Source organism: Bacillus sp. FJAT-28004 (assembly GCF_001280845.1).
Taxonomy (GTDB): domain Bacteria; phylum Bacillota; class Bacilli; order Paenibacillales; family Paenibacillaceae; genus Pristimantibacillus.
The window spans coordinates 4,653,833-4,676,003 of record NZ_LGHP01000001.1; the positions used below are offsets into that span (position 1 = coordinate 4,653,833).

The window sequence follows — 22,171 nt, forward strand, 5'->3', positions numbered from 1 at the left end:
CCAAGCGAGGAGGAGCACCGGCAATGAACAAAGTGTCTGCAGCCATAAACAAAAAAGAAAGGTTTAGGCTAAACGTGACGCAGAAGAGGGACTTGATGGGCTGGGTTTTTGTCAGTCCTTTCGTACTCGGATTTCTCCTGCTGTTTCTCGGTATATTTATTGATTCCTTCCGATTCAGCTTTATGGAAGTGAATATCTTAACGCAAGGCGGGTATTCTGAGAAATTCATCGGTTTGGATAATTATCACAAAATTTTAAGAGTGGACCCCGTCTTTAACAAGCAGCTTTACGATGCCGTACAAAACATGTTATTCGATATTCCGATTGTCGTTATGTACAGCTTATTTATTGCTGTTTTGTTAAATATGAAGATGAAGGGTAGAGCAATCTTTAGAGCGATTTTCTTCGTACCCGTTATTTTGTCCACAGGTATTATTGATAAAGCAGATTTGAGCAACTCCATTATGAATGCATATCAGAGCATTCCAGGCCTCGATACCGGCGCTTCTATCGTTGGAGAATCGGCAGGCGGGATGTTCAGCAATCTAGAACTGAAAAAGTATATGTTCCAAATGCTCGATTTCAGCCCTGCACTCGTTAATATAACGGTGGGTGCTGCGGAAAATATATTTGCTGTCATTAATAGTTCAGGTGTACAAATTCTTATTTTCTTAGCGGGTTTGCAGGCTATCTCGTCCTCCATTTATGAATCGGCAAAGATCGAGGGTTGTTCCGCTTGGGAGTGCTTTTGGAAAATAACATTCCCATTGATCAGCCCCTTGATATTGGTCAATATCATTTACTCGATTATTGATTCCTTTACGGGGAGCAAAAACCAGATCATGGGCAGTATTACAAACGCGATGAGGGTGGGTCAATATGGGACGGCCTCAGCAATGGCTTGGATCTATTTCCTGGTGGCAGCGATATTCCTTGTTGTCATAGGTTTTGTCGTCAGCAGATTTGTTTTTTATCAGAATAGGGAGTGATGGATATGCGGACTAAATACTTAAATCTGCATGTAGTAAATGGCTTGTTCTGGTCGGTTATTCGCTATTTGCTTCTCATTGGGCTTGCGTTTCTTATCTTGTATCCGCTGCTCGTAAAGCTTTCTAATAGCTTTATGAGCCCACAGGATCTAATAGATGGTACGGTACGTTTTATTCCCAGACAGTTTACATGGTTTAACTACCAAACGGTAATTGAATATACTTCATTTTTTAAAGGGTTGTGGAATACGTTCGGTATTTCCCTGCTGAGCGGTGTTCTTCAGATGCTTGTTTGTACGATGGTTGGGTATGGGCTCGCGCGGTTTAATTTTAAGGGCAGAGGCATCGTATTTGCTTTGGTGGTGCTGACCATTCTCATTCCTCCGCAAACCTACATGATTTCACTGTATATGAAATTCAGCTTTTTCGATATCTTCGGTTTACTGTCTTCTGTTACAGGCGGGACCGTTAGGCTAATGGATTCGGTGTGGCCGATGGCGATCCTATCGATTATCGGTTTTGGATTTAAAAACGGACTATATATTTTGATTATGCGGCAATATTTCAAGAACATACCGAAAGAGCTGGAGGAAGCGGCATATGTGGACGGTTCGGGCTTGTTTCGGACGTACAGCATGATTATCCTTCCACTTTCGATATCCATGATGATTACTGTTTTTGTATTCTCCTTTTCGTGGCAGTGGACGGATAGCTACTATTCCTCCATGTTCTTTAGCCAAATCAAGCTGTTATCGAACTCTCTGCTTGTAGGGTTCCAAGGCTTAATGCTTGATGGGGCAACCATAGGGTTGAAACCAGGGCAGCCGTTGACTTCTACTTTAACGAACACGATGTCGTTGTTAATTATCATTCCGTTAATCATTTTGTATTTGTTTGCACAAAAGTATCTCGTTGAGGGTATAGAGCATAGCGGAATTGTTGGTTAGCCAATTTGAATAGGGCAAGCAGAAGGGAAGGATGAGGTGGGATTCATCAAAAGTATATGCGTAATTCTCGTAGGCAGCCTTTTTCTGACAGGCTGCAGCGGAAATGAGGAGCGTATGGAAATATACAACAACGAGGCTGAATGGGCAGAGGAAATGTTCATTAAACATTATTGGAACGAGAATGGAAAGCTCATGAATAATGCTTATCCATATGATCAAGAACGAGAGGGAAACCTAAACTATTGGTGGAAGGCTCATGCAGTAGATGCCATGATGGACGGATATGATCGAACGGGTGACATTGCGTATACCGATAGGGCAGAAAATATTGTGAAGAGTATCATTAAGAAAAACGGATCGCTGTTTAATGAGTTTTACGATGATATGGAGTGGCTTGCTCTATCAGCGTTGAGGCTTTATGATGCGACCGGAAATGAAACGGTCAAAAACTATGTGTTGAAGCTGTGGAAAGATATTAAGACAGCATGGTGGACGGATGAGCTCGGCGGCCTTGCGTGGAAAAAGGACCAACGATACAGCCGAAATGCATGCTCCAACGCGCCGGCAGCCATCTTGGCTGCAAGATTGTATCAGCATTTTGGCGATGAAGAGGACTTGGAGTGGGCTAAAAAGATATATGATTGGCAAAAAGAGTATTTGGTTGATCCCGAAAGCGGGCTTGTTTATGATGGCCTTAAGCTAGAGGATAATGGTGATCTTAACGTCAATAAAAAATGGATTTTCACCTACAATCAAGGCACTTATATCGGAGCAGCAGTGGAGCTTTATAAGATTACAAAGGACAAAACCTATTTGGCAGATGCGGAGAAGACGGCTGCCTCGGCTATGAAATACCATGTGAATGCTGAGACAGGCATAATGAAAGAAGAGGGCACAGGCGACGGAGGTTTGTTCAAAGGCATACTTATTCGCTATTTGACCGAGTTGTATGAGGTTAACGGGAGCAGTGCCATAAAAGAAATGATCTATCTTAACGCGGATACTTTGCTCTCGAAAGGCAGCACCAAGGAAGTAGGTTTGTTTGGAACGGCTTGGGATAAACCTCATCAAGAGCCCCTTGACATATCCGTGCAATTAAGCGGAGTGTTCTTAATAGAGGCTGCTGCAAAAATAGAAAGACTAGATGCGAAATAAATGATATAAAAGAAGAGGAGCGACGGCAACGCAGTTGCTCCTCTTCGTATTTTCACATATTGATGTCGCGATAATAAAGATGTATAGTTGATATATCAAGATACTATGACAAGGCAGGTCTGCTGATGGAAAATCCTCTATATGAACAAATTTTCAATTACATTTTTCAAAAGATCAATGATGGTGAGTTGAAGAAGGGAGAACGTGTTCCATCGGAGAAAGAACTCGCTGCCCACTTTAACGTTAGCCGAATTACATCCAAAAAAGCATTGGAGATGCTCTCGCAATATAAACTCATTGAGAGAATACAAGGGAAGGGCTCTTTTGTTGCCGAGGTCTTGCCCGATTTGCAAGAAACGAAGCTGCAGAAGCAGACGGAAAGCGTGGAAGTGAAGCCGGAAATTGAGGAAGTACGCATTGTTGGTGTGGTGCTGCCCGATTTTGGAGATTCTTTCGGTGCTGATCTTATACGAGGAATAGAGGAACAATGCTCGATAAGCGGCTGTGTGATGATGATGAAGCTGACGTACGATAATCGTGAGGTAGAGGAGTCGGCCATTCGTGAATTTGTAAAGCTCGGAGTAGATGGGATTATCGTATTCCCGGGTCATGGAGAACACTATAATGCCGAAGTGCTTAGACTCGTATTAGACGGCTTCCCGATCGTATTGGTAGATAGATATTTGAAGGGCATTGCTGCAAGCGCGGTGTATACAGATAATAGGAAGGCCGCTTCTGACCTTACTAACCTATTGCTGGAACAAGAGGGAAGGCATATTGGCTTCTTATCTACGCCCGCTGACAATACGACGACTATTGAAGATAGGATACAAGGTTTTAACGATGCGTGTATGCAGCGAGGATTTACACCTAAACCTGAGCATATCATGACGAATCTATACAGCTCTTTGCCGCAGTCGTTTGAAACGATTAAAGTGCAGTATGATTTTGAGACGGTACGACATTTCGTGGATATTAATAAGGATCTTAATGCGTATGTAGTCACGGAATACAACCTCGCACTCATATTGCGTGAAGTGCTGTTGTCCTTAGAAAAACGGATTCCGGAAGACTATCAGATTGTTTGCTTTGACTCTCCTAGTCAGCCGTTTGGCGATTACTTGTTTACTCATGTTCGTCAGAACGAGCGTGATACAGGTAGGAAAGCAGTAGAAATACTGCTGCGTGTTTGGAATAATGAGGTTACGGAATTAAACAATATCGTGGAACACGAGATTGTTCAAGGCAAATCAACCGTATCTATCTAACATCAGAATGTACAAAGGGTCGATTCTTAGAGCTGCCATTATGGCTCTTTGAAGGGCCTTTTTTTTGTTATGAAATATTATGAAATGTCGAACATGACATATTGACATATTGATATGCTGAATATAGTATATTATGTGAAAGCGCATTCTTTTAATGACTTGAAATGGAGGATTATAACGATGACGAATGAAGTGAAAACTACGAACTGGGAAATGAGAGCAGAGCAGGCTCAACGAACGCTGGACTCACGGTTTTGGAACTCAAGTATTAGTATGTACGACATCAAGACGCCATGTCCTGACGGGGCATGCAACACCATTTTCCATTATTGGTGGATGGCCCATGCTGTTGAAACGCTGGTAGATGGATGGAACCGCACGGGTGATTCCATTTATAAGCAACGGCTCGCTATGCTTCACCAAGGTCTTCTAGAGAGAAACGGCGGAGAATGGCCGAACAATCTATATGACGATATGGAATGGATGGCGATCGGCTGGCTTCGCGCTTATATGATCGATAAAGATGAAACATATGCTGAGACTGCGAAATTGTTGTGGGAGGACATCAAGACGGGATGGAATGACCACGTCGGCGGCGGAATTGCTTGGCAGAAAACACAGCTTGATTATAAAAACACGCCTGCTAATGCTCCTGCTGCTATCTTAGCCGCACGTCTATATCAGGTGTTTGGGAAAGAGGAAGATTTAGAGTGGGCTCTGAAAATTTATAATTGGCTGAAAGCTGTGCTCGTCGATCCAGAAACGGGCTTCGTTTGGGATGGTGCTAACCGTCTTAGCGACGGGGCAATCGACAAGGATTGGAAATTTACATACTGTCAGGGAGTGTTCATCGGTGCGGCAGTTGAACTTTACCGGATTACAGGTGACAACAGTTACCTCGAAGACGCCATTCGGACATGGAATGCTTCCATTGCTGAGTTCACAACATTGCTTCCAGCAGAAGGCGGTGGTGACGCAGGATTGTTTAAAGGAATTTTTGTTCGATATGCAGGCGAGTTAGCTGAGGTGATGGACGACGGGCGTGAAGTGATTGATGTATTGTACTCCAATGCGTCCTCTTTATGGAACAGCGCATCTAATCGCGGCGAGATCTTGTTCAGCAAACGATGGGATGAATCTAATGAAGCAGATATAGAGCTAAGCACGCAGCTCAGCGGTGTTATTCTGCTCGAAACGGCAGCGGCATTGGAGAAATCAGGGTTATTGTAGAGTAACTTAATTATATCCTTGGGAGGTATAAGTATGAATAAACCGAAATCTTTAAAGACGACCCGTTTTGTTGCATTGTTGATTGCTATTTTATTAATTACGTCTAGTCAAAGTGTCTGGGCAAAACCGAATAAAAATCAAAATGCAGAGCGGGCTGAAGCGGCTTATCAGGCACTACAAACCTACTTCTACCAGCCGGATACTAAACTCTACAAAGAAAGCAGTCCTCATACAGGCAACAATAAGTATTCTTATGTGTGGCCTTATGGGGCTGCTATGCAGTCCACAGTAGCTCTTGCGAAAATGCCTGAGATCGGTGAAAAGTACAAAACAGATATTCAAGATCGTCTAGACGGCCTTGCCGCTTATTGGAATGACACGAAAGCACCTTTTGGTTATGACTCCTACGTGCGCGCACCGCTAGGCGGCGGGGGAGATAAGTTTTACGATGATAATGATTGGATCGCAATTGAACTTATTAAGATCTATCATATCACTGGTGATGTAAGCGCTTTAGACAGAGCGAAGGAACTATTTGAGCTTCAAGTATTCGGTTGGGATACTGATCCTTCCCATGCTTGCCCTGGCGGAGTATTTTGGACGCAGGCATCATGGAGCAAAGACCGAAACACAGTATCGAATGCGCCAGCCGCTCAAATTGGGTTGTATTTATATGAAATTACCAAGGATGCGCACTACTTAGACTGGGCGAAGAAAATGTACAACTGGGTGAATGATTGCATGCAGGCACCTAATGGACTTTATTGGGACCACATTGACTTGAACGGAAATATTGATAAAACACAATGGTCTTACAATCAAGGTACGATGATCGGTGCAAGTGTGCTGTTGTACAAGGCAACAGGTGAAAAGGCTTATTTGAACAAGGCAGAGAGCATCGCTGATGCGGCTATTAAATACTATGGAAGCTCTCGCATTTATACCCAGCCCATCGTGTTTAATTCAATCTTCTTCGAAAATCTGCTTATGTTGGATGACATGAACAAAAAACCGAAGTATACGGATTATGTACAGGACTATGCGGATGAGGTTTGGAAGACGCTGCGCAACCCGGAGACGGGAGTAGTGGAAATTGACCCTAGACGCTCTACCGAACTATTAGAGCAGGCAGCATTCGTTACAATCAACGCACATCTTGCAGTGGATAAGAAAAAGAAAGATTAAATAACTATATTATTTGTTTTTTAGGTGGCGCCTTAGGATAACCCCTAAGGCACCCCTATCTTATCTAGGTTCACATACACTTTATGCAAATGAAGGAGTGTCTACATGAATAGCAACGGTACTGTAAATATGACTACATTTAAAGCAGAGGATTTAAGCTGCAATTATTTATATAATCCGATTGGAGTTGAATCTCCGAAACCTAGGCTTTGCTGGAAGCTGAAGTCGGATGTGAAGGATCAATTTCAAACGGCATACCACATTGTCATCGCAAGTGATAGAGATAAGTTAGAAAATGATGAGGCAGATTTGTGGGATAGCGGTCAAGTATGGTCGGAACAATCGATACATGTATCCTATGAAGGCCAATCGCTCCATTCGGGTCAGATTGCATATTGGAAGGTACGAGTATGGGATAAGGACAAGCAAGCATCGGAATGGAGCGAGATCGCATCCTTCGAGATGGGACTGATAGAGAGCGGTGATTGGTCAGCTCAGTGGATGGGGCATCCTGCTGGCGGGACTGACATTGATCGAGCAGTTCCAGCGCCGCTATTCCGTAAGACTGTTTTCTTCGATAAGCAGGTAAGCAAAGCAAGAGCCTACATATGCGGACTTGGTTATTATGAGCTGTATATTAACGGATCGAAGATTGGCGATCAAGTCCTCTCATCCGCTTTTACGAGATATGATGAAACGGTATTATACGACACGCATGATGTGACTGACGCTTGGAATAACGGAGAAAATGCGATAGGCGTCATCCTTGGAAATGGCTGGTACAACGGCTTCACACAGGATGTGTGGGATTTCCGGCAAGCTGCTTGGCGCCATCAACCGAAGTTTATTGTTCAAGTGCACATCACGTTCGCTGATGGTGAAGAACAAATCATTAAGAGTGATACGAGTTGGAAGACGTCTGAGAGTCCAATTATTTTTGATGGTTTAAAAAATGGTGAATTTTATGATGCGCGTCTGGAGCGGGACGGATGGAATGAAGCGAGTTACAACGACAGCTCATGGGTCAGCGCAAAGATCGTTAGAGGTCCCGGAGGTAAGCTGAAATCATGTCAAATGACCCAGATTAAAATTGTGGACACGATTAAGCCGGTTGGACTTAAAGAAATTGAGCCGGGAGTATGGGTTTACGATTTGGGACAGAACATTTCCGGTTGGGCGCAGATCAAAGTGAGCGGACCGGCAGGGACGGAGATTACACTCACGTATTCGGAGAGAATTGATGAGGCTGGAGCAATCGACACGGCTGATATCGATAAGTTTATCCGTAGCGGAGCTTTTCAGACAGACAAATATATATTGAAGGGTGAAGGCGAGGAAATCTGGGAACCGAGATTCGTTTATCACGGTTTTCAATATGTACAGATGACTGGTTATGCTGGGACGCCAACTCTTGATTGTCTAAATGGACGGGTTGTTCACACGGCGTTTGAAACGAGAGGCCAATTCGAATGCTCGAACGAGCTGCTGAACGATATTCAGCGCTGTGCCCGTTGGTCGACGCTTACGAATTATCATGGTATTCCAACGGATTGCCCGCACCGTGAGAAAAATGGTTGGACCGGAGATGCCTCTTTATCAGCAGAGCAGGTGTTAATGAATTTTGATCCAGTGACTGCTTATGCCAAATGGATGAGAGACTTTAAAGATGCCCAGCGTCCAAGTGGACAGCTGCCTGGCATCATACCGACGGCTGGCTGGGGCTATAACTGGGGAAGCGGTCCTGCTTGGGACAGCTCGGTGATTCTGATTCCATGGTATATCTATGAATATTGCGGCGATACATCGGTGTTGGAAGAAATGTACGACAATATGAAAGCTTACGTGGATTATATGCATTCCATGGCAGAGGAATATGTACTCGATTTTGGACTTGGTGATTGGTGTCCTCCTGTCGGAGGAGAAACAGGTCACTCCTGTCCCGCAACCGTAACGGATACCGCTTATTTCTATGTTTGTGCGGATGTTGTGGCTAAGTCGGCTCAGCTTATTGGACAACAGGATAATGCGGTTTATTATGCTGGGTTAGCGCAAGCTGTTCGTGAGGCGTTCCGTACTCGTTTCATGGATACAAACACTGGCATGGTGGAGGGACTAGGCCAAACCTCATTATCCTGCGCGTTGTATCAAGGTCTCGTTAATGAGGATGAGAAAGAGCTTGTCATACAAAACCTTGTGAACCAGGTCGAAGATAAAGAACAGCATTTGGATACCGGCATACTGGGTACGAAATATTTAATGCATACACTTACAGCTTCAGGAAGAACGGATCTTGCATATTCGATTGCGACAAAGACTACTTTCCCTAGCTGGGGCCACTGGATCATGCAGGGGGCAACAACCCTATGGGAGCAATGGAACGGAAGAGATTCTAGGAATCACCACATGTTCAGTGATATTAGCGCTTGGTTCTATAAAGGTCTTGCTGGCATTAATCCAGATGTTAATGAGCCGGGCTTCAAACACATCCTATTACAACCAAATCCCGTACCAGGTCTGGACTGGGTAAACGCTTATCATGATTCGTTGTATGGAAAGATTGAGTGCAACTGGAAAGTGGATGGCGTCAAGCTGACGATTGAAGTTGTTGTACCGGTAAACACACGTGCTTCATTAGATCTACCAGTAGAGTATTCGAATGGGTCTATTTTGTTGGATGGTGAATCTCTAAATGGAGCGGGTGTGAACAAAAAAGATGAGCGGATCAGATTGTCTCTCGGATCTGGAACCTATCTTGTGGAAGCAAAGGCAGCGGTAGGTGGGGAAATAGCTGCGAGAAGATAAATAAAGCGAAAATAAATAGCGAAGAGAAGAAAAAGAGCAGAGATGCTCTTTTTCTATAATAATGTTTCTGCACCATCAATGTAGATTTCGGTTCCTGAGATATGGCTGGATTCCTGTGATGCCAGAAACAATACTAAATCCGCGACCTGCTCAGGCTGCCCAGGCCCATGCTCGAGCGGCTGGCTGCCTTCGGGATAGTTCACTGGGATTGTGATTTTATCTACCTGCTTAGTTCTGTGTGTGTTTTCTCCAATGTTCGTTTGGATAGCGCCAGGGCAGATGACGTTCACACGGATTTTATAACGGGCTAGTTCCAGAGCAGCCATCTTGGCAAAGGCGACCTGACCTGCTTTGGAAGAGCTGTAAGCAGCCATACCAGCGCCGGAAAAATCTCGATTACCGTTAATGGAGCTCGTTATAATAATGCTTCCGCCTGACTTTTTCATATGAGGGATTGCATATTTGACGGTAAGAAAGGTGCCCTTTAGATTGGTTGTCAGCGTTTCATCCCATGACTCTGGCGATAGGTCTTCAATAGGTGCGAGCGTTCCGTTAATTCCAGCGTTTGCAAATACAATATCGATATGACCAAAATGTTGGGTGGCAGCTTGGATAGCTTCTTGCATTCGTTTCGGATCGGATACGTCCGTATCGAAGAAGATCGTTTCGCCCCCCAATTTTTGTATCTCTTGTTCTGCTTCTTCGGTACGGTTGTGGATGAGGTCGAGAAGACATATTTTTGCGCCTTGCTGTGCCAGTCTTATAGCAGCAGCACGTCCAATGCCAGAACCAGCCCCTGTGATGACCGCAACTTTATCCTTTACTCGGAGATGAGCTGAGGTTTCATGGTTCTGATCAGGTGCATTGTTCATTAATATTCCCTCCAGTTTAAAATCGTTTTTTTTCCAAATTAGTATTCCTTTAGGGAGAATAACTTATTCTTTTGTTTCGAGTTGTCAGATGGCAAATAGGACGTCCTCCTTTGGAGGGCGACAACAATAATAGCTAGGAGGAGAAAAAATTGAACGGTATTTTTTTAAATCGTGCTCCACTTGCTTCGACACCTTTTCAAGAGCTCCCGCTTGGTGCCATCAAACCTGAGGGTTGGTTAAGAGACCAGTTGGAAATTCAGGGAGAAGGGATGACTGGACATCTAGATGAATTCTGGAGTTATGTCGATTCGAATAATGGCTGGCTGGGAGGTACCGGTGATAGCTGGGAAAGAGGACCTTATTACTTGGACGGCCTGCTTCCGCTAGCTTACCTTCTCAATGACGATAAATTGAAAGCGAAGGTGCGGCCGTGGATCGAATGGACGCTTGCAAGCGCACGCGAGGATGGACAATTCGGGCCAGCCGCCAATGAGGATTGGTGGAGCCGGATGATTATGCTGAAGGTGCTGATTCAACACGCTGAATATACCGGTGACAAGCGGGTAGAGCCATTTTTAACGAACTATTTCAAATATCAGCTTGCGGAGCTGCCGAATCGTCCGCTGCAGGAATGGGCAAAAGCCAGAGGCGGCGAGAATCTCATCAGCATTTATTGGTTGTACAATCGCATAGGAGAGCCGTTCCTGCTCGAACTATCTCAATTGATTCAGGAGCAAACGCTGGACTGGACAGGCCTATATGAAAACTATCCTTATTGGTATTTACAGAAGGCATTCGATCATCGGGTACATGTCGTTAACGTAGCGATGTCATTCAAGCAGCCAGCTCTCCGTTACCTTCAATCCTTGGATAAGGAGCATATAGAAGCTGCATATAAGGGTATCTCGAGTGTTATGACTTATCACGGGCAAGTTAACGGCATGTTTTCCGGTGACGAATGGCTTGCAGGCACTCATCCGAGCCAAGGCACGGAGCTATGCTCTGTAGTGGAATATATGCATTCATTGGAGCATCTTATCCGGATTACTGGCGATGGCTCCTTCGGCGATATATTGGAGAAGGTAGCTTATAATGCGCTTCCGGCCGCAATCAGCCCTGATTGGACAGTCCATCAGTATGACCAGCAAGCTAACCAGATTATGTGTACGCATGCCAAACGTAATTGGACTGAAAACAATAATGAAGCCAATCTATTCGGTATTGAACCGCATTTTGGCTGCTGCACCGCTAACATGCATCAAGGATGGCCTAAATACGCGGCAAGATTGTGGATGGCAACAGAGGATGGCGGTTTGGCTGCGATCGCGTATGCTCCTTGCACGATAACAGCCGCAATCGACTCCAATACCGATGTTTCCATACGCGTAGCGACACAATATCCATTTAGAGAAACGATTACGATGACATTAGAATTGAATCAGTCTGCGGAATTTCCGATCAAATTACGAATACCCGCATGGTGCGGCTCACCGGTTTTGTTGATCAACGGTAAGCGGTCTGCTATACAAATTGAAAAAGGTTTTTCCACACTGCGGCAGGTTTGGAACGATGGCGATGTACTATCTCTTCAGCTCCCTATGGTGGTTCGTACGATCAGCAGAGCTAACAGTGCAGTCGGACTACAGCGCGGTGCGCTTATGTTCGTCATCCCAGTCAAAGAACGCTGGCAAAAGCATCGTACCTATGAGCCTTACCATGACTGGGAGGTTTATCCGGAATCGCCCTGGAATTACGGTGTGAGATTGAAGGAATATGAGCAAGGGGAACTCATGCAAGTCGAGACAGCAGATATTGTGCGACAGCCTTTCGCAGCAGAGAGCGCTCCTGTGAGTTTGAGAGTGACCGGGAGGCGGCTCCCTCAATGGACGATGGAACTTAACTCTGCCGGAACACCGCCCGTGGGGCCGGTGACAAGCAAGGAACCCGAGGAAGAAATCACGCTTATTCCTTACGGCTGCGCACGGCTTCGGATCGCCGAGTTCCCTGTTGTTCAATCTTAAAGTGTCCGTCTATAAAATAAATTTTAGTTGAAATGACGCATCTCCTTCATATACATATAGGAGAAACAGCCGATAACGAGCATAGCTGCGCCGCTTATAGCAATAATGATGGCAGGGCCATAAATATCTGATAAGGTAGAGAATACGGCTAAGCCGATAGGCGGCGCAACGCTTGTTAGAGCACCGATGAGTCCAAACACCCGTCCTTGCATCGAAGGATCTATGGCTATCCGAAGCGCGATAAAGATGATCGTCGTGCTGAAGGAGAAGAGGAAGCCGACCAGAAGGATAAGCGGAAGCGCTGCGAATGCCGAGGGCATAAGTGAAATCGCGATGAACAAGGGACCCATGAGGATCATGCTTCCAATGATCCATTTTCCTCTGCCTTTTAACCGTTTATCAAGCCTAATAATTAGAATGGAGCCTATTACATAACCTAGCGGGATACACGCCTCCATAAGCCCGAATACAAATGGTTTTGCGAGCCATACTTTAACGGCCATTACTTGAATGAGCATGAACGTAGACAAAAAGAAGAACATAACTAGCGGCAGCAAAATAACTGCAGCTCTCGCGAATGAATTCGTCCATACATAACGGAAGCCTGCTTTAAGGTCTTCTTTAAAGGTGGTTTGCTGTTTTTCAGAATCACGAACGGCTGCATAGGGGAACTTACCTGTGAAAAGGAGTAACATTGCCGAGAGCAGGAAGGTTACAGCATCAATAGCAATCGCAAATGCCCCGCCAAATGCAGCAACAGCGATACCTCCAAGTGCAAATCCAGATATTCTGATGATGTTATCGGATATATTTATTACGCCAACCGCCTCCGTTATTTGTTCCTTATCAATAATTTCGACGAGTGAGGCTTGAAGAGCAGGCGTTCGAATCACCCCTGCAAGGGCGACTATGGCAGTTAACAATACGATAAAAATAAACGGAACATTCGGCAGATAAACGAGAACCGCGATGGCGGCGACGAGTACAAAACGGATAATATCCGTAACCCACATTAACGTGCGGCGATCGGTGCGATCCGCAAGCGTACCTGCGAAGGAACCGAACAGCATGCTGATTACGAGGTGGGTTATGAGTACGACCGACATAAGCTTAGCGCTTCCGGTTGTTTGCAGTACCCACAGATTTAGCGCGATGCTGTGAAAGGTATTGCCTAGCAGTGATAAGCTGTAGCTGGAGAACACGGCAAGGAAATTGCGGTTTTTCCATAGGGATAAAGCCTGACCCGCTTGCGGCTTAAGGTTAGGTGTACTGCTTTTCGATTCTTTAGCTAATCCAAGCATAATATTACCTCCAATATGAATGATTGATGTGATAAATGATTAACACCCGTTGCCTAATCACTTAATCGTTTAAGTTGTCGTAAAAAATGCAGAGATTACTCTGCTATTCATTACTTATCGCTTTTACAAGAATGTATTTATGAACAGGTCCAGATGTCGGATCTTTTAACAGATGCATCATCAGTTGAAAAGCTTCTTCTGGCTTATGATCGCCAAATGATATTTGAGCAGCGGAAGGAGGGACAATTTCTGGACAACCTGCCGTACAGATGACGGTCAAGCTTGTAGGATTAACATATTTAGCTGCTGAGATTGCAACAAATTCGTTCAGTATGATGCCTTTTTTGTTTTTCTGTTGTTCAAGAAAGGCCTTTAACGTTTGTTCATCCTCCATGACATGGATTTGACCTAGTCCGATCCCAGAATGGGTACAAATAAAGTTTACGAGGTCAGCATTGTTGAAGCTATCGATAATCATGTAGCTTTGATTATGCTGCAAGGTAGTGATTACATTGGCGAAAGCATCAATATAATCATAATTAACCTTATAAAATAGTGGATCATCAATGATACTATCAACGACGATAAGCGGTACTCCAGCGGAAAAATGGCTAGAAATCAGGTGGAAATTCTCTTCTTTAACATCGACAACAAATACGCCGTCCAGCTTGCGTTCCGAGATGATATCGAGATTTGGGCTTGATGCATCCAAGCTGAATAATACGACGTGGTAACCTCGATCTGACAGCAGCCGCTCCAGTCGATTAATAAACTGAGAATAACGGAGCTGCTTCCAAAAGCCTTCGTTATCCGCTCTGTTGATAAGGATGCCAATCAATCCAGACTTTTGCTTGACCAGCGATCGGGCTGCGAGGTTAGGTACGTAGTTTAATTGCTTGGCGGCATCAAGGACACGGCATTTTGTTTCATCGGGTATCGTCTGATTGGCTACGTTGTTAAGCACATAGCTTACTGTAGCGACAGAAACCTGTGCGGCCTTTGCAATATCCTTAAGCGTAGCTTTTTTTATGGAAATACAACTCCTTATTACGAAAGATAGGGTGATAGCACGCTAACAATGGTTTGCATTAACTAGATCGTTAATACCATATCAGCATGGAAACTAATAACGACTTAATCGTTTAAGTTATTATTGCATGAATGACAATTAGATGTCTAGAGTCTTTTTCTAAAAGCACGCATACGTGCTTACAGAGTGAAAATGACGTATGTGGTGGGTAGAAAAGTGGCTGTAAACACAACAGTGTTCTTACAGCGGAAAAGTAGCTATGATTAGTGGTCTGTAAGCACGCATACGTGCTTATAGAGTGAAAACGACGTATGTGGTGGGTGGTGGGTAGAAAAGAGGCTGTAAGCACATCTGTGTTCTTACAGCGGAATAGTAGCTATGATTACTGGTCTGTAAGCACGCATACGTGCTTACAGAGTGAATACGACGTATGTGGTGGGTAGAAAAGAGGCTGTAAGCACACCTGTGATCTTACAGCGGAAAAGTAGCTATGATTAGTGGTCTGTAAGCACGCATACGTACTTACAGAGTGAAAATGACGTATGTGGTGGGTAGAAAAGAGGCTGTAAGCACATCTGTGTTCTTACAGCGGAAAAGTAGCTATGATTACTGGTCTGTAAGCACGCATACGTGCTTACAGAGTGAAAACGACGTATGTGGTGGGTAGAAAAGAGGCTGTAAGCACATCTGTGTTCTTACAGCGGAATAGTAGCTATGATTACTGGTCTGTAAGCACGTATGCGTGCTTACAGAGTGAAAATGACCTATGTGGTGGGTAGAAAAGAGGCTGTAAGCACACCTGTGTTCTTACAGTGGAAAAGTAGCTATGATCAGTGGTCTGTAAGCACACATACGTGCTTACAGAGTGAAAATGACGTATGTGGTGGGTAGAAAAGAGGCTGTAAGCACATCTGTGTTCTTACAAAGTGAAATCGTCGTGTGAAGGAAGTAGAAAAAGAGCAGTCTGATTGGACTGCCCTTAGGAAGTGAGGTTAACTATTACTTAACAGTCTGCTCCAAGATGACATAGCCGTAAGCCGGTAATTTGAGCTGGATTTCGCCGTCGATGCTGCTTGCAACGTTAGAATTTACTGCGAGTTTGATAGTGTTTGATAGCAATACAGACCAAGTAGATACGCCATTGTCGGTGATGACAGCTGTTGCAATCGATCCAGCATCAACGTCAGCATTCTCAACCGAGGCAGTCACTGAAGGAGCGGAAGCCTCACTTACAGCATTCAATACTGCAGTGGCTGGTTTTGCAAATCCTCTAAATGCTACATTATGCGGATCAGCACCTTGATCAACTGGCTCAGCCTCAATCACGAAGCGGAGATCAGCAGCTTCGCCGCGCGCATTCATCGCGATAAGTAGTCGTTGTTCACCGTCGCGACGCTCATAGACCAAGGTGCCATCTTCTGCACCGATGTGCACGAAGCGAATATCGGCGCTGCGAAGCGCGCTGTAACTGTGGCGAAGACCGATAGCATCCGTATAGAACGCGAGCAACTCGAGATTTTGCTCCTCGGGGTCCCATACCATACATTTGCGGCAGCCTGGATCTCCAGCGCCATTTATGCCTACTTCATCGCCATAATAAATACATGGGGTTCCAGGGAAGGTCAATTGGAACAACGAAGACAGCTTCATTGCATCTGTGTTATCTTCGCAGATTGTAAGAAGCCGCGGCGTATCATGGCTATCGAGCAAGTTGAAAGCCGATTCAGTTACCTGCTGCGGATATGCCGCTAGCTGCGCACCAATCGCATTTGCGAAATCAGTAGCATCAATCGTCTGATAAGCAAAGAAATCAAGAACCGCATTTGTAAAAGGGTAATTCATAACGGCATCGAATTGATCACCCTGCAGCCACATCATCGAATCATGCCAAATCTCGCCCAAAATGTAGGCGTCCTTATTAACCGCTTTTACCGTCTGACGGAACTCGCGCCAAAACTGATGGTCAACCTCATTGGCAACGTCCAATCTCCAGCCGTCAATCCCAATCTCCTCAATCCAGTAACGCGCAACCTCGAACAAATATTGCTTCACCTCAGGATGCTCGGTATTAAGCTTCGGCATAAGCGGCTCAAATGCAAATGTCTCGTATGTCGGAACGCCGTCAACAACCTGCAGCGGCCATTCCCGAACATAGAACCAATCCGCATATTTTGACTGCTGGCCGTGCTTTTGTGCATCCACGAAAGGAGGGAACGTTTTGCCGGAATGGTTGAATACCGCATCAAGCAAGACACGAATGCCGCGGGCATGACAAGCATCAACCAATTCCTTCAGTTTTTCGTTTGTGCCAAAATGCGGATCAACCTTCATATAGTCCTGTGTATCATATTTATGATTGGTCGTTGCTTCGAACAGTGGCGTGAAATAAACGGCATTAATGCCGAGTGCAGAAATATGATCCAAGTGATCGATTACGCCCTGCAGGTCACCGCCAAAAAAGTTTTTAGGCGTCGGCTCGCCGCCCCATGGCAGCATGTTTTCAGGATTGATGGACGGATCGCCATTCGCGAAGCGTTCAGGGAAAATTTGATAAAAGACAGCATCCTTCACCCAAGCTGGCGGCTCGAATACATCGATGGGATTAATATATGGGAAGTCAAAAAATGAATTGGAGTTGTCGGGAAGTGTAAGCTCGACCCCTTTGTCCGAAAAAATAACCGTCTCAGCTCCGCTCGTTAAGCGGAACGCATAGCGCAGTCTCCGAAAAGGCGGAATAACAGAAGTTTCCCAATAATCGAATCGTGCATCGGAAGTGAAAATGCGCATAGGAACGGTTGTGATGGTCTGATCCCACGCGTACTTGTCACCGACGATGGCCTCTACTACAGCGACATCATCTTTTTTAGTACGCAAGCGGAGGTGCAGCGTCTTTCCATCGTAGGCGTAAGCCCAGTTTTGCTTCGGTCTGTGATAAACAGCTTCTAATAACATGATTATCGCTCCTTATGGATGGTGTGGAAAAAGAGGTGGGAACACGAAAAAAGGCACAACCTCTCTGCTCATAACAAGCCGAGGTTGTACCTTCTCCCATAACACGTTCAGGCGCCGCTCACGCGAAGCATATTGCGAACAAATGGTTGCGGTAGCATTGCCTTTCTATTGTAAATCTCAACACTTTTATTATACATAATTTGCACGTATTGTACTAGTCAGATTTGAAAAAAAATTATGCGTTAACCGCTTCATGAGCTTGTGATTCCAAGAAGCGCTCGCAGTCCAGAGCAGCCATACAGCCGCTTCCAGCAGCTGTAATCGCTTGACGGTAATTACGGTCTTGAACGTCGCCGCAAGCGTATACGCCTGGGATGTTCGTCTCCGATGTGCCCGGCTTCACGATAATGTAGCCTTGCTCGTCGGTGTCAATTTGACCGCCAAGGAAGCCCGTATTAGGCGTGTGGCCGATCGTAATAAATACGCCGTCTGTTTCGAGCAGCTCTTCTTCGCCCGTTTCATTATTGCGCACCTTCAACCCTTGCAAGCCCATGCCAGTTGCAGCAACTTCAAGCGGTGTACGGTCCAGACTCCATACGATTTTGTCATTCGCACGAGCGCGATCCTGCATAATTTTTGAAGCGCGAAGTTCGTTACGACGGTTAACTACTCTTACCTCGGAAGCGAAGCGAGTGAGGAACACAGCCTCCTCCATTGCGGAGTCGCCGCCGCCCACTACAACAATCTTTTTGCCGCGGAAAAAGAAACCGTCACAAGTTGCGCATGTGCTTACGCCGCGTCCGATATTTTCTTGCTCGCCCGGTATGCCGAGGTATTTGGCTGAAGCACCTGTAGAAATAATGATTGATTCGGCTTGCAGCTCGCCAATGCCTTCAACGTCAAGCGTGTAGGGGCGTTTGCTGAAGTCAACGCTCTTTACAGAGCCTGTTTTAAATTTCGCACCAAAGCGCTGTGCTTGCTTACGCATGTTGGACATAAGCTCACTGCCCAAAATGCCATCTGGGAACCCTGGGAAGTTTTCTACTTCTGTTGTTGTTGTAAGCTGACCGCCTGGCTGCCACCCTTCAATGACGAGCGGCTCCATGTTCGCGCGTGCCAAATAAATAGCTGCCGTCAATCCGGCAGGACCTGTACCAATAATTATCGTTTTGTGCATGATCTATATCCTCCATTCAATATTCCGTCAAATAATAAATACTACTTTAAAATTATTACAATCTAGCGTCAAAGTCAATATCGTTCATGTAACGTTCATGTTGGTCATGTATGCTGGATTCATGACTACATAAGCCTAATTGGAGGACGAACAAAATGCCAAAAATCGTAGTTGCAGACGACGATCCGAACATTCGCGAGCTAGTCGTACTTTTCTTAAAAAGAGAAGGCTACCAGGCTATTGAAGCTATAGATGGAGTAGATGCATTAGAGAAACTTGAAGCGGTTCGACCTGATCTCGCAATCATTGATGTTATGATGCCTCGTATGGACGGGTGGACGCTTTGCGCGGAACTGCGAGAGAGCTATGATATTCCGCTGCTCATGCTCACTGCAAAGGGGGAAACCTCGCAGAAGGTGAAGGGCTTCGAGCTAGGTGCGGATGATTATATGGTTAAACCGTTTGATCCACCAGAGCTCGTTGCCCGGGTCAAGGCGCTGCTAAAACGATACCGAATTACCGCTTCGCAGACGGTAGAGTTCGGAGATGCCTTAATGAATCGAACCGACTTCCATATGTCTGCCGGCGGAGATAAGGTTACATTGCCGCCTAAGGAGTTCGAGCTGCTGTTCAAGCTGGCGAGCTACCCAGGCAAAACCTTTTCGCGTGATCATCTTATTGAACAGATTTGGGGAATGGACTATGAGGGGGACGAGCGAACGGTGGATGTACATATAAAAAGACTGCGCGATCGTTTTCCCGAGAAGCAATACCGTTTCCGCATCGTAACGATTCGAGGTCTTGGCTATCGACTGGAGGAATGGGGATGATTCGCAGCCTCTATTTTCGGATTACAGCTACCTTCCTCGTCATTGTTCTGATCAGTATCGGGGTCGCCTTTTTATTCACTAATCAAATGTTCAAGCGTGATGCAAGAGGACAGCTGCCGAATCAGCTGGAGAAGGCGATTGATCGAATTGAACAGCTTTATGCCGTCTCGAAGCCAGCTAACTTGCAAGCGTTTTTGGAAGAGATTTCGACGCTGCAAGGGCAGTCTATCATCGCAATTAGCAGCTCCAATTACTTAGTAGCGGCGGGCGAGCGAAGTGATCTCATGGTAAATAGACTTACATTTGAACAGTTGAGCAAGGTATTCAGTGGTAATACAGTTAGGCTTGAAGTATTCAATAATGAGGAAGGCAGCCCACCTTCGCCGCCTGCTCTAGGGAAAAGGGTGCTATTCGGCAATGAAAGATGGGCGTTGTTCGTTCAGCCGAATCGGTTTCCGCAAAATAGCAACTTTATTTGGACGGCCGTAACGCTGCTCTTAACACTGCTGCTGGTCGGAAGCGTGCTTATCCTGATCGTTGCCCGTTATTTAGTGAGGCCGTTAAAAATGATGACGAATGCTGCGACACGAATGTCACAGGGCGATTTCAGCGTCCGGGTGCCTGCAAGACGCGGTGATGAACTTGGTGAACTGGCGCAGGGCATGAACAAAATGGCGCTCAGCCTATCACAGCTTGAAATGATGCGACAAGATTTTGTATCAAACGTCTCCCATGAAATGCAGTCGCCTCTTACATCAATTGGAGGTTTCGCAGAAGCGCTGCGCAGTGAGGAAGTTACTGGAGCTGAACGGGATCGTTATATTAGCATCATCAAGCAAGAGAGCATGCGGCTATCTCGTTTAAGCGAAAATTTACTTAATCTGGCATCACTCGACTCGCAGCAGCATCCTTTTCATCCGAAGCCGTACCGTTTGGATCGTCAACTACGTGATGTAGTGCTTGCCTGCGAGCCGCAATGGATGACCAAAAGGCAAACGGTTGAACTGCTAATGGAGGAAACGGTTATTACTGCTGATCGTGATCAGCTTAATCAGGTATGGATGAATCTGTTCGCGAATAGCATGAAATTTACGCCGGAGGACGGTAAAATCTTTTTTTCTTTGTCTGAACAGGACGGTTTTGTAGTAGCTCGGATTTCCGATACAGGAATTGGCATTCATGATGAGGATCGAGAGCGAATATTCGAACGGTTTTATAAGGGAGATCTATCAAGAGATAGAAGCCAAGGAGGGAGCGGGCTCGGACTTTCGATTGCACAAACCATCGTTCATATTCACGGCGGTACGATTACGCTTGACCCAAGCGCGGATCAGCTTGCTGGCGCAAGCTTCATTATCAAGCTTCCGTTTGCGCGAATCGCTTCTTAGATGGATGGCTAAGTCCGAGAAAAGCAGAAATGGAAGCTTGTGATTTCATGGAAAACCTAGGGTGAAACCGTTATGATGAAGGGAGCAATTGTATAGAAGGCAACGAGCTGGGGGAGATGTAAAATGGAGAAGCGGATTCGGAAAGCGATTATTCCTGCTGGGGGATTAGGGACAAGGTTTTTGCCGGCTACCAAAGCGCAGCCGAAGGAAATGCTGCCTATTATCGATAAGCCTGCTATTCAGTATATCGTAGAAGAGGCCGTGCAATCGGGCATCGAGAGTATTGTGATTGTCAGTGGACGCAACAAACGGGCGATTGAGGACCATTTTGACAAATCGGCTGAGCTCGAAATGGAACTAGAGGCGCGTCATAACGAGGAAATGCTGGAGATGGTACGCAAAATTTCACAGCTGGCGGATATTTATTATGTTCGTCAGAAGGAGCCGCTTGGCCTTGGCCATGCTGTTTTGTGTGCACGCCGCTTCATAGCGGACGAGCCGTTCGCGGTACTGCTCGGCGATGACATTTTGAAAGCTGATCCGCCTTGCTTGCGGCAAATGATGGATGTGTACGAACGGGAGCAGTCATCTGTTGTAGCTGTTATGGAGGTGCCGTGGGATCAGACGCATAAATATGGCATCGTTGATATTGAGCGGGATAAGCAGGTAGCGCGCGTCCGCAACATTATTGAGAAACCAGCGCAAGGACAAGCACCTTCCAACTATGCGGTTGTCGGGCGTTACGTCCTTGACCCTGTCATATTTGATTTGCTTGAGAAAGCGACGCCAGGCAAGGCCGGGGAAATTCAACTGACTGACAGCTTGCAGCAATTAAATCATATTTCTTCATTAATGTCTTATCGTTTCGATGGCATCAGACATGATGTAGGTGACAAACTTGGTTTTGTACAAGCTACAATCGATTTTGCACTAGAGCGTGCGGATCTTGGCGATGAGGTCAGAAGGTACATGCTGGAGAGATTGAAGGAAACGCATATATAATGATTGAGGAATGAAGGGTCGC

Annotated in this window: 16 protein-coding genes; 11 read left to right on the forward strand and 5 right to left on the reverse strand. The window is 45.6% G+C overall.

Annotation, left to right across the window (positions count from 1 at the left end):
- Positions 1-23: 23 nt before the first annotated feature.
- The 7 genes from AC787_RS20245 (at position 24) to AC787_RS20275 (ending at position 9,576) form a co-directional block, all read left to right on the forward strand.
- On the forward strand, positions 24-989 hold the full coding sequence (locus tag AC787_RS20245; RefSeq protein ID WP_054026442.1) for a carbohydrate ABC transporter permease: 966 nt from the start codon (positions 24-26) through the stop codon (positions 987-989).
- Positions 990-994: 5 nt separating this feature from the next.
- Positions 995-1,936 (forward strand): carbohydrate ABC transporter permease, encoded by a 942-nt coding sequence (locus AC787_RS20250; RefSeq protein ID WP_054026443.1) that lies wholly within the window; start codon positions 995-997, stop codon positions 1,934-1,936.
- Between the two features lie 36 nt (positions 1,937-1,972).
- The gene (locus tag AC787_RS20255) at positions 1,973-3,091 is read left to right on the forward strand and encodes a glycoside hydrolase family 76 protein (RefSeq protein ID WP_082360876.1); all 1,119 of its coding nucleotides are present in this window, start codon (positions 1,973-1,975) and stop codon (positions 3,089-3,091) included.
- 125 nt (positions 3,092-3,216) lie between these two features.
- Positions 3,217-4,359 (forward strand): GntR family transcriptional regulator, encoded by a 1,143-nt coding sequence (locus AC787_RS20260; RefSeq protein WP_054026444.1) that lies wholly within the window; start codon positions 3,217-3,219, stop codon positions 4,357-4,359.
- A 180-nt stretch (positions 4,360-4,539) separates the two neighbouring features.
- Positions 4,540-5,589, forward strand: a complete 1,050-nt coding sequence (locus tag AC787_RS20265; protein ID WP_054026445.1) for a glycoside hydrolase family 76 protein — start codon at positions 4,540-4,542, stop codon at positions 5,587-5,589.
- A 33-nt stretch (positions 5,590-5,622) separates the two neighbouring features.
- Entirely contained in the window at positions 5,623-6,774 is a 1,152-nt protein-coding gene (locus AC787_RS20270) for a glycoside hydrolase family 76 protein (protein ID WP_054026446.1), read from the forward strand.
- A 105-nt stretch (positions 6,775-6,879) separates the two neighbouring features.
- A complete protein-coding gene (locus AC787_RS20275) occupies positions 6,880-9,576 on the forward strand; it encodes a glycoside hydrolase family 78 protein (RefSeq protein WP_054026447.1) in 2,697 nt (898 codons plus the stop codon).
- A 53-nt stretch (positions 9,577-9,629) separates the two neighbouring features.
- Here the strand turns inward: AC787_RS20275 and AC787_RS20280 are convergent, their stop codons facing one another.
- On the reverse strand, positions 9,630-10,448 hold the full coding sequence (locus AC787_RS20280) for an SDR family oxidoreductase (protein WP_054026448.1): 819 nt from the start codon (positions 10,446-10,448) through the stop codon (positions 9,630-9,632).
- A gap of 149 nt (positions 10,449-10,597) precedes the next feature.
- On the opposite strand from AC787_RS20280, the gene AC787_RS20285 reads away from it, so the two are divergent.
- Positions 10,598-12,469: a beta-L-arabinofuranosidase domain-containing protein gene (locus AC787_RS20285; protein WP_235561021.1), complete on the forward strand. Its 1,872-nt coding sequence runs from the start codon at positions 10,598-10,600 to the stop codon at positions 12,467-12,469.
- A gap of 23 nt (positions 12,470-12,492) precedes the next feature.
- Here the strand turns inward: AC787_RS20285 and AC787_RS20290 are convergent, their stop codons facing one another.
- The 4 genes from AC787_RS20290 to trxB all read right to left on the reverse strand — a co-directional run bounded on the left by AC787_RS20290 (position 12,493) and on the right by trxB (position 18,929).
- A complete protein-coding gene (locus AC787_RS20290) occupies positions 12,493-13,770 on the reverse strand; it encodes an MFS transporter (protein ID WP_082360878.1) in 1,278 nt (425 codons plus the stop codon).
- A 103-nt stretch (positions 13,771-13,873) separates the two neighbouring features.
- Positions 13,874-14,836 (reverse strand): LacI family DNA-binding transcriptional regulator, encoded by a 963-nt coding sequence (locus AC787_RS20295; RefSeq protein ID WP_082360879.1) that lies wholly within the window; start codon positions 14,834-14,836, stop codon positions 13,874-13,876.
- Positions 14,837-15,799: 963 nt separating this feature from the next.
- Entirely contained in the window at positions 15,800-17,752 is a 1,953-nt protein-coding gene (locus AC787_RS20300) for a glycoside hydrolase family 13 protein (RefSeq protein WP_082360881.1), read from the reverse strand.
- A 235-nt stretch (positions 17,753-17,987) separates the two neighbouring features.
- The gene (gene trxB, locus AC787_RS20305) at positions 17,988-18,929 is read right to left on the reverse strand and encodes a thioredoxin-disulfide reductase (protein WP_054026450.1); all 942 of its coding nucleotides are present in this window, start codon (positions 18,927-18,929) and stop codon (positions 17,988-17,990) included.
- A 155-nt stretch (positions 18,930-19,084) separates the two neighbouring features.
- Here trxB and AC787_RS20310 point away from each other — a divergent pair, with 155 nt between their 5' ends.
- The 3 genes from AC787_RS20310 to galU all read left to right on the forward strand — a co-directional run bounded on the left by AC787_RS20310 (position 19,085) and on the right by galU (position 22,149).
- Positions 19,085-19,759 carry a response regulator transcription factor gene (locus AC787_RS20310; RefSeq protein ID WP_054026451.1) on the forward strand — a complete coding sequence of 225 codons (675 nt, stop codon included), beginning with the start codon at positions 19,085-19,087 and terminating at the stop codon, positions 19,757-19,759.
- Positions 19,756-21,147, forward strand: coding sequence for a sensor histidine kinase (locus tag AC787_RS20315; protein WP_054026452.1), 1,392 nt, complete (start codon positions 19,756-19,758; stop codon positions 21,145-21,147). The genes AC787_RS20310 and AC787_RS20315 overlap by 4 nt, the downstream gene beginning before the upstream one ends.
- 123 nt (positions 21,148-21,270) lie before the next feature.
- Entirely contained in the window at positions 21,271-22,149 is an 879-nt protein-coding gene (gene galU, locus AC787_RS20320; RefSeq protein WP_054026453.1) for a UTP--glucose-1-phosphate uridylyltransferase GalU, read from the forward strand.
- Positions 22,150-22,171 lie beyond the last annotated feature (22 nt).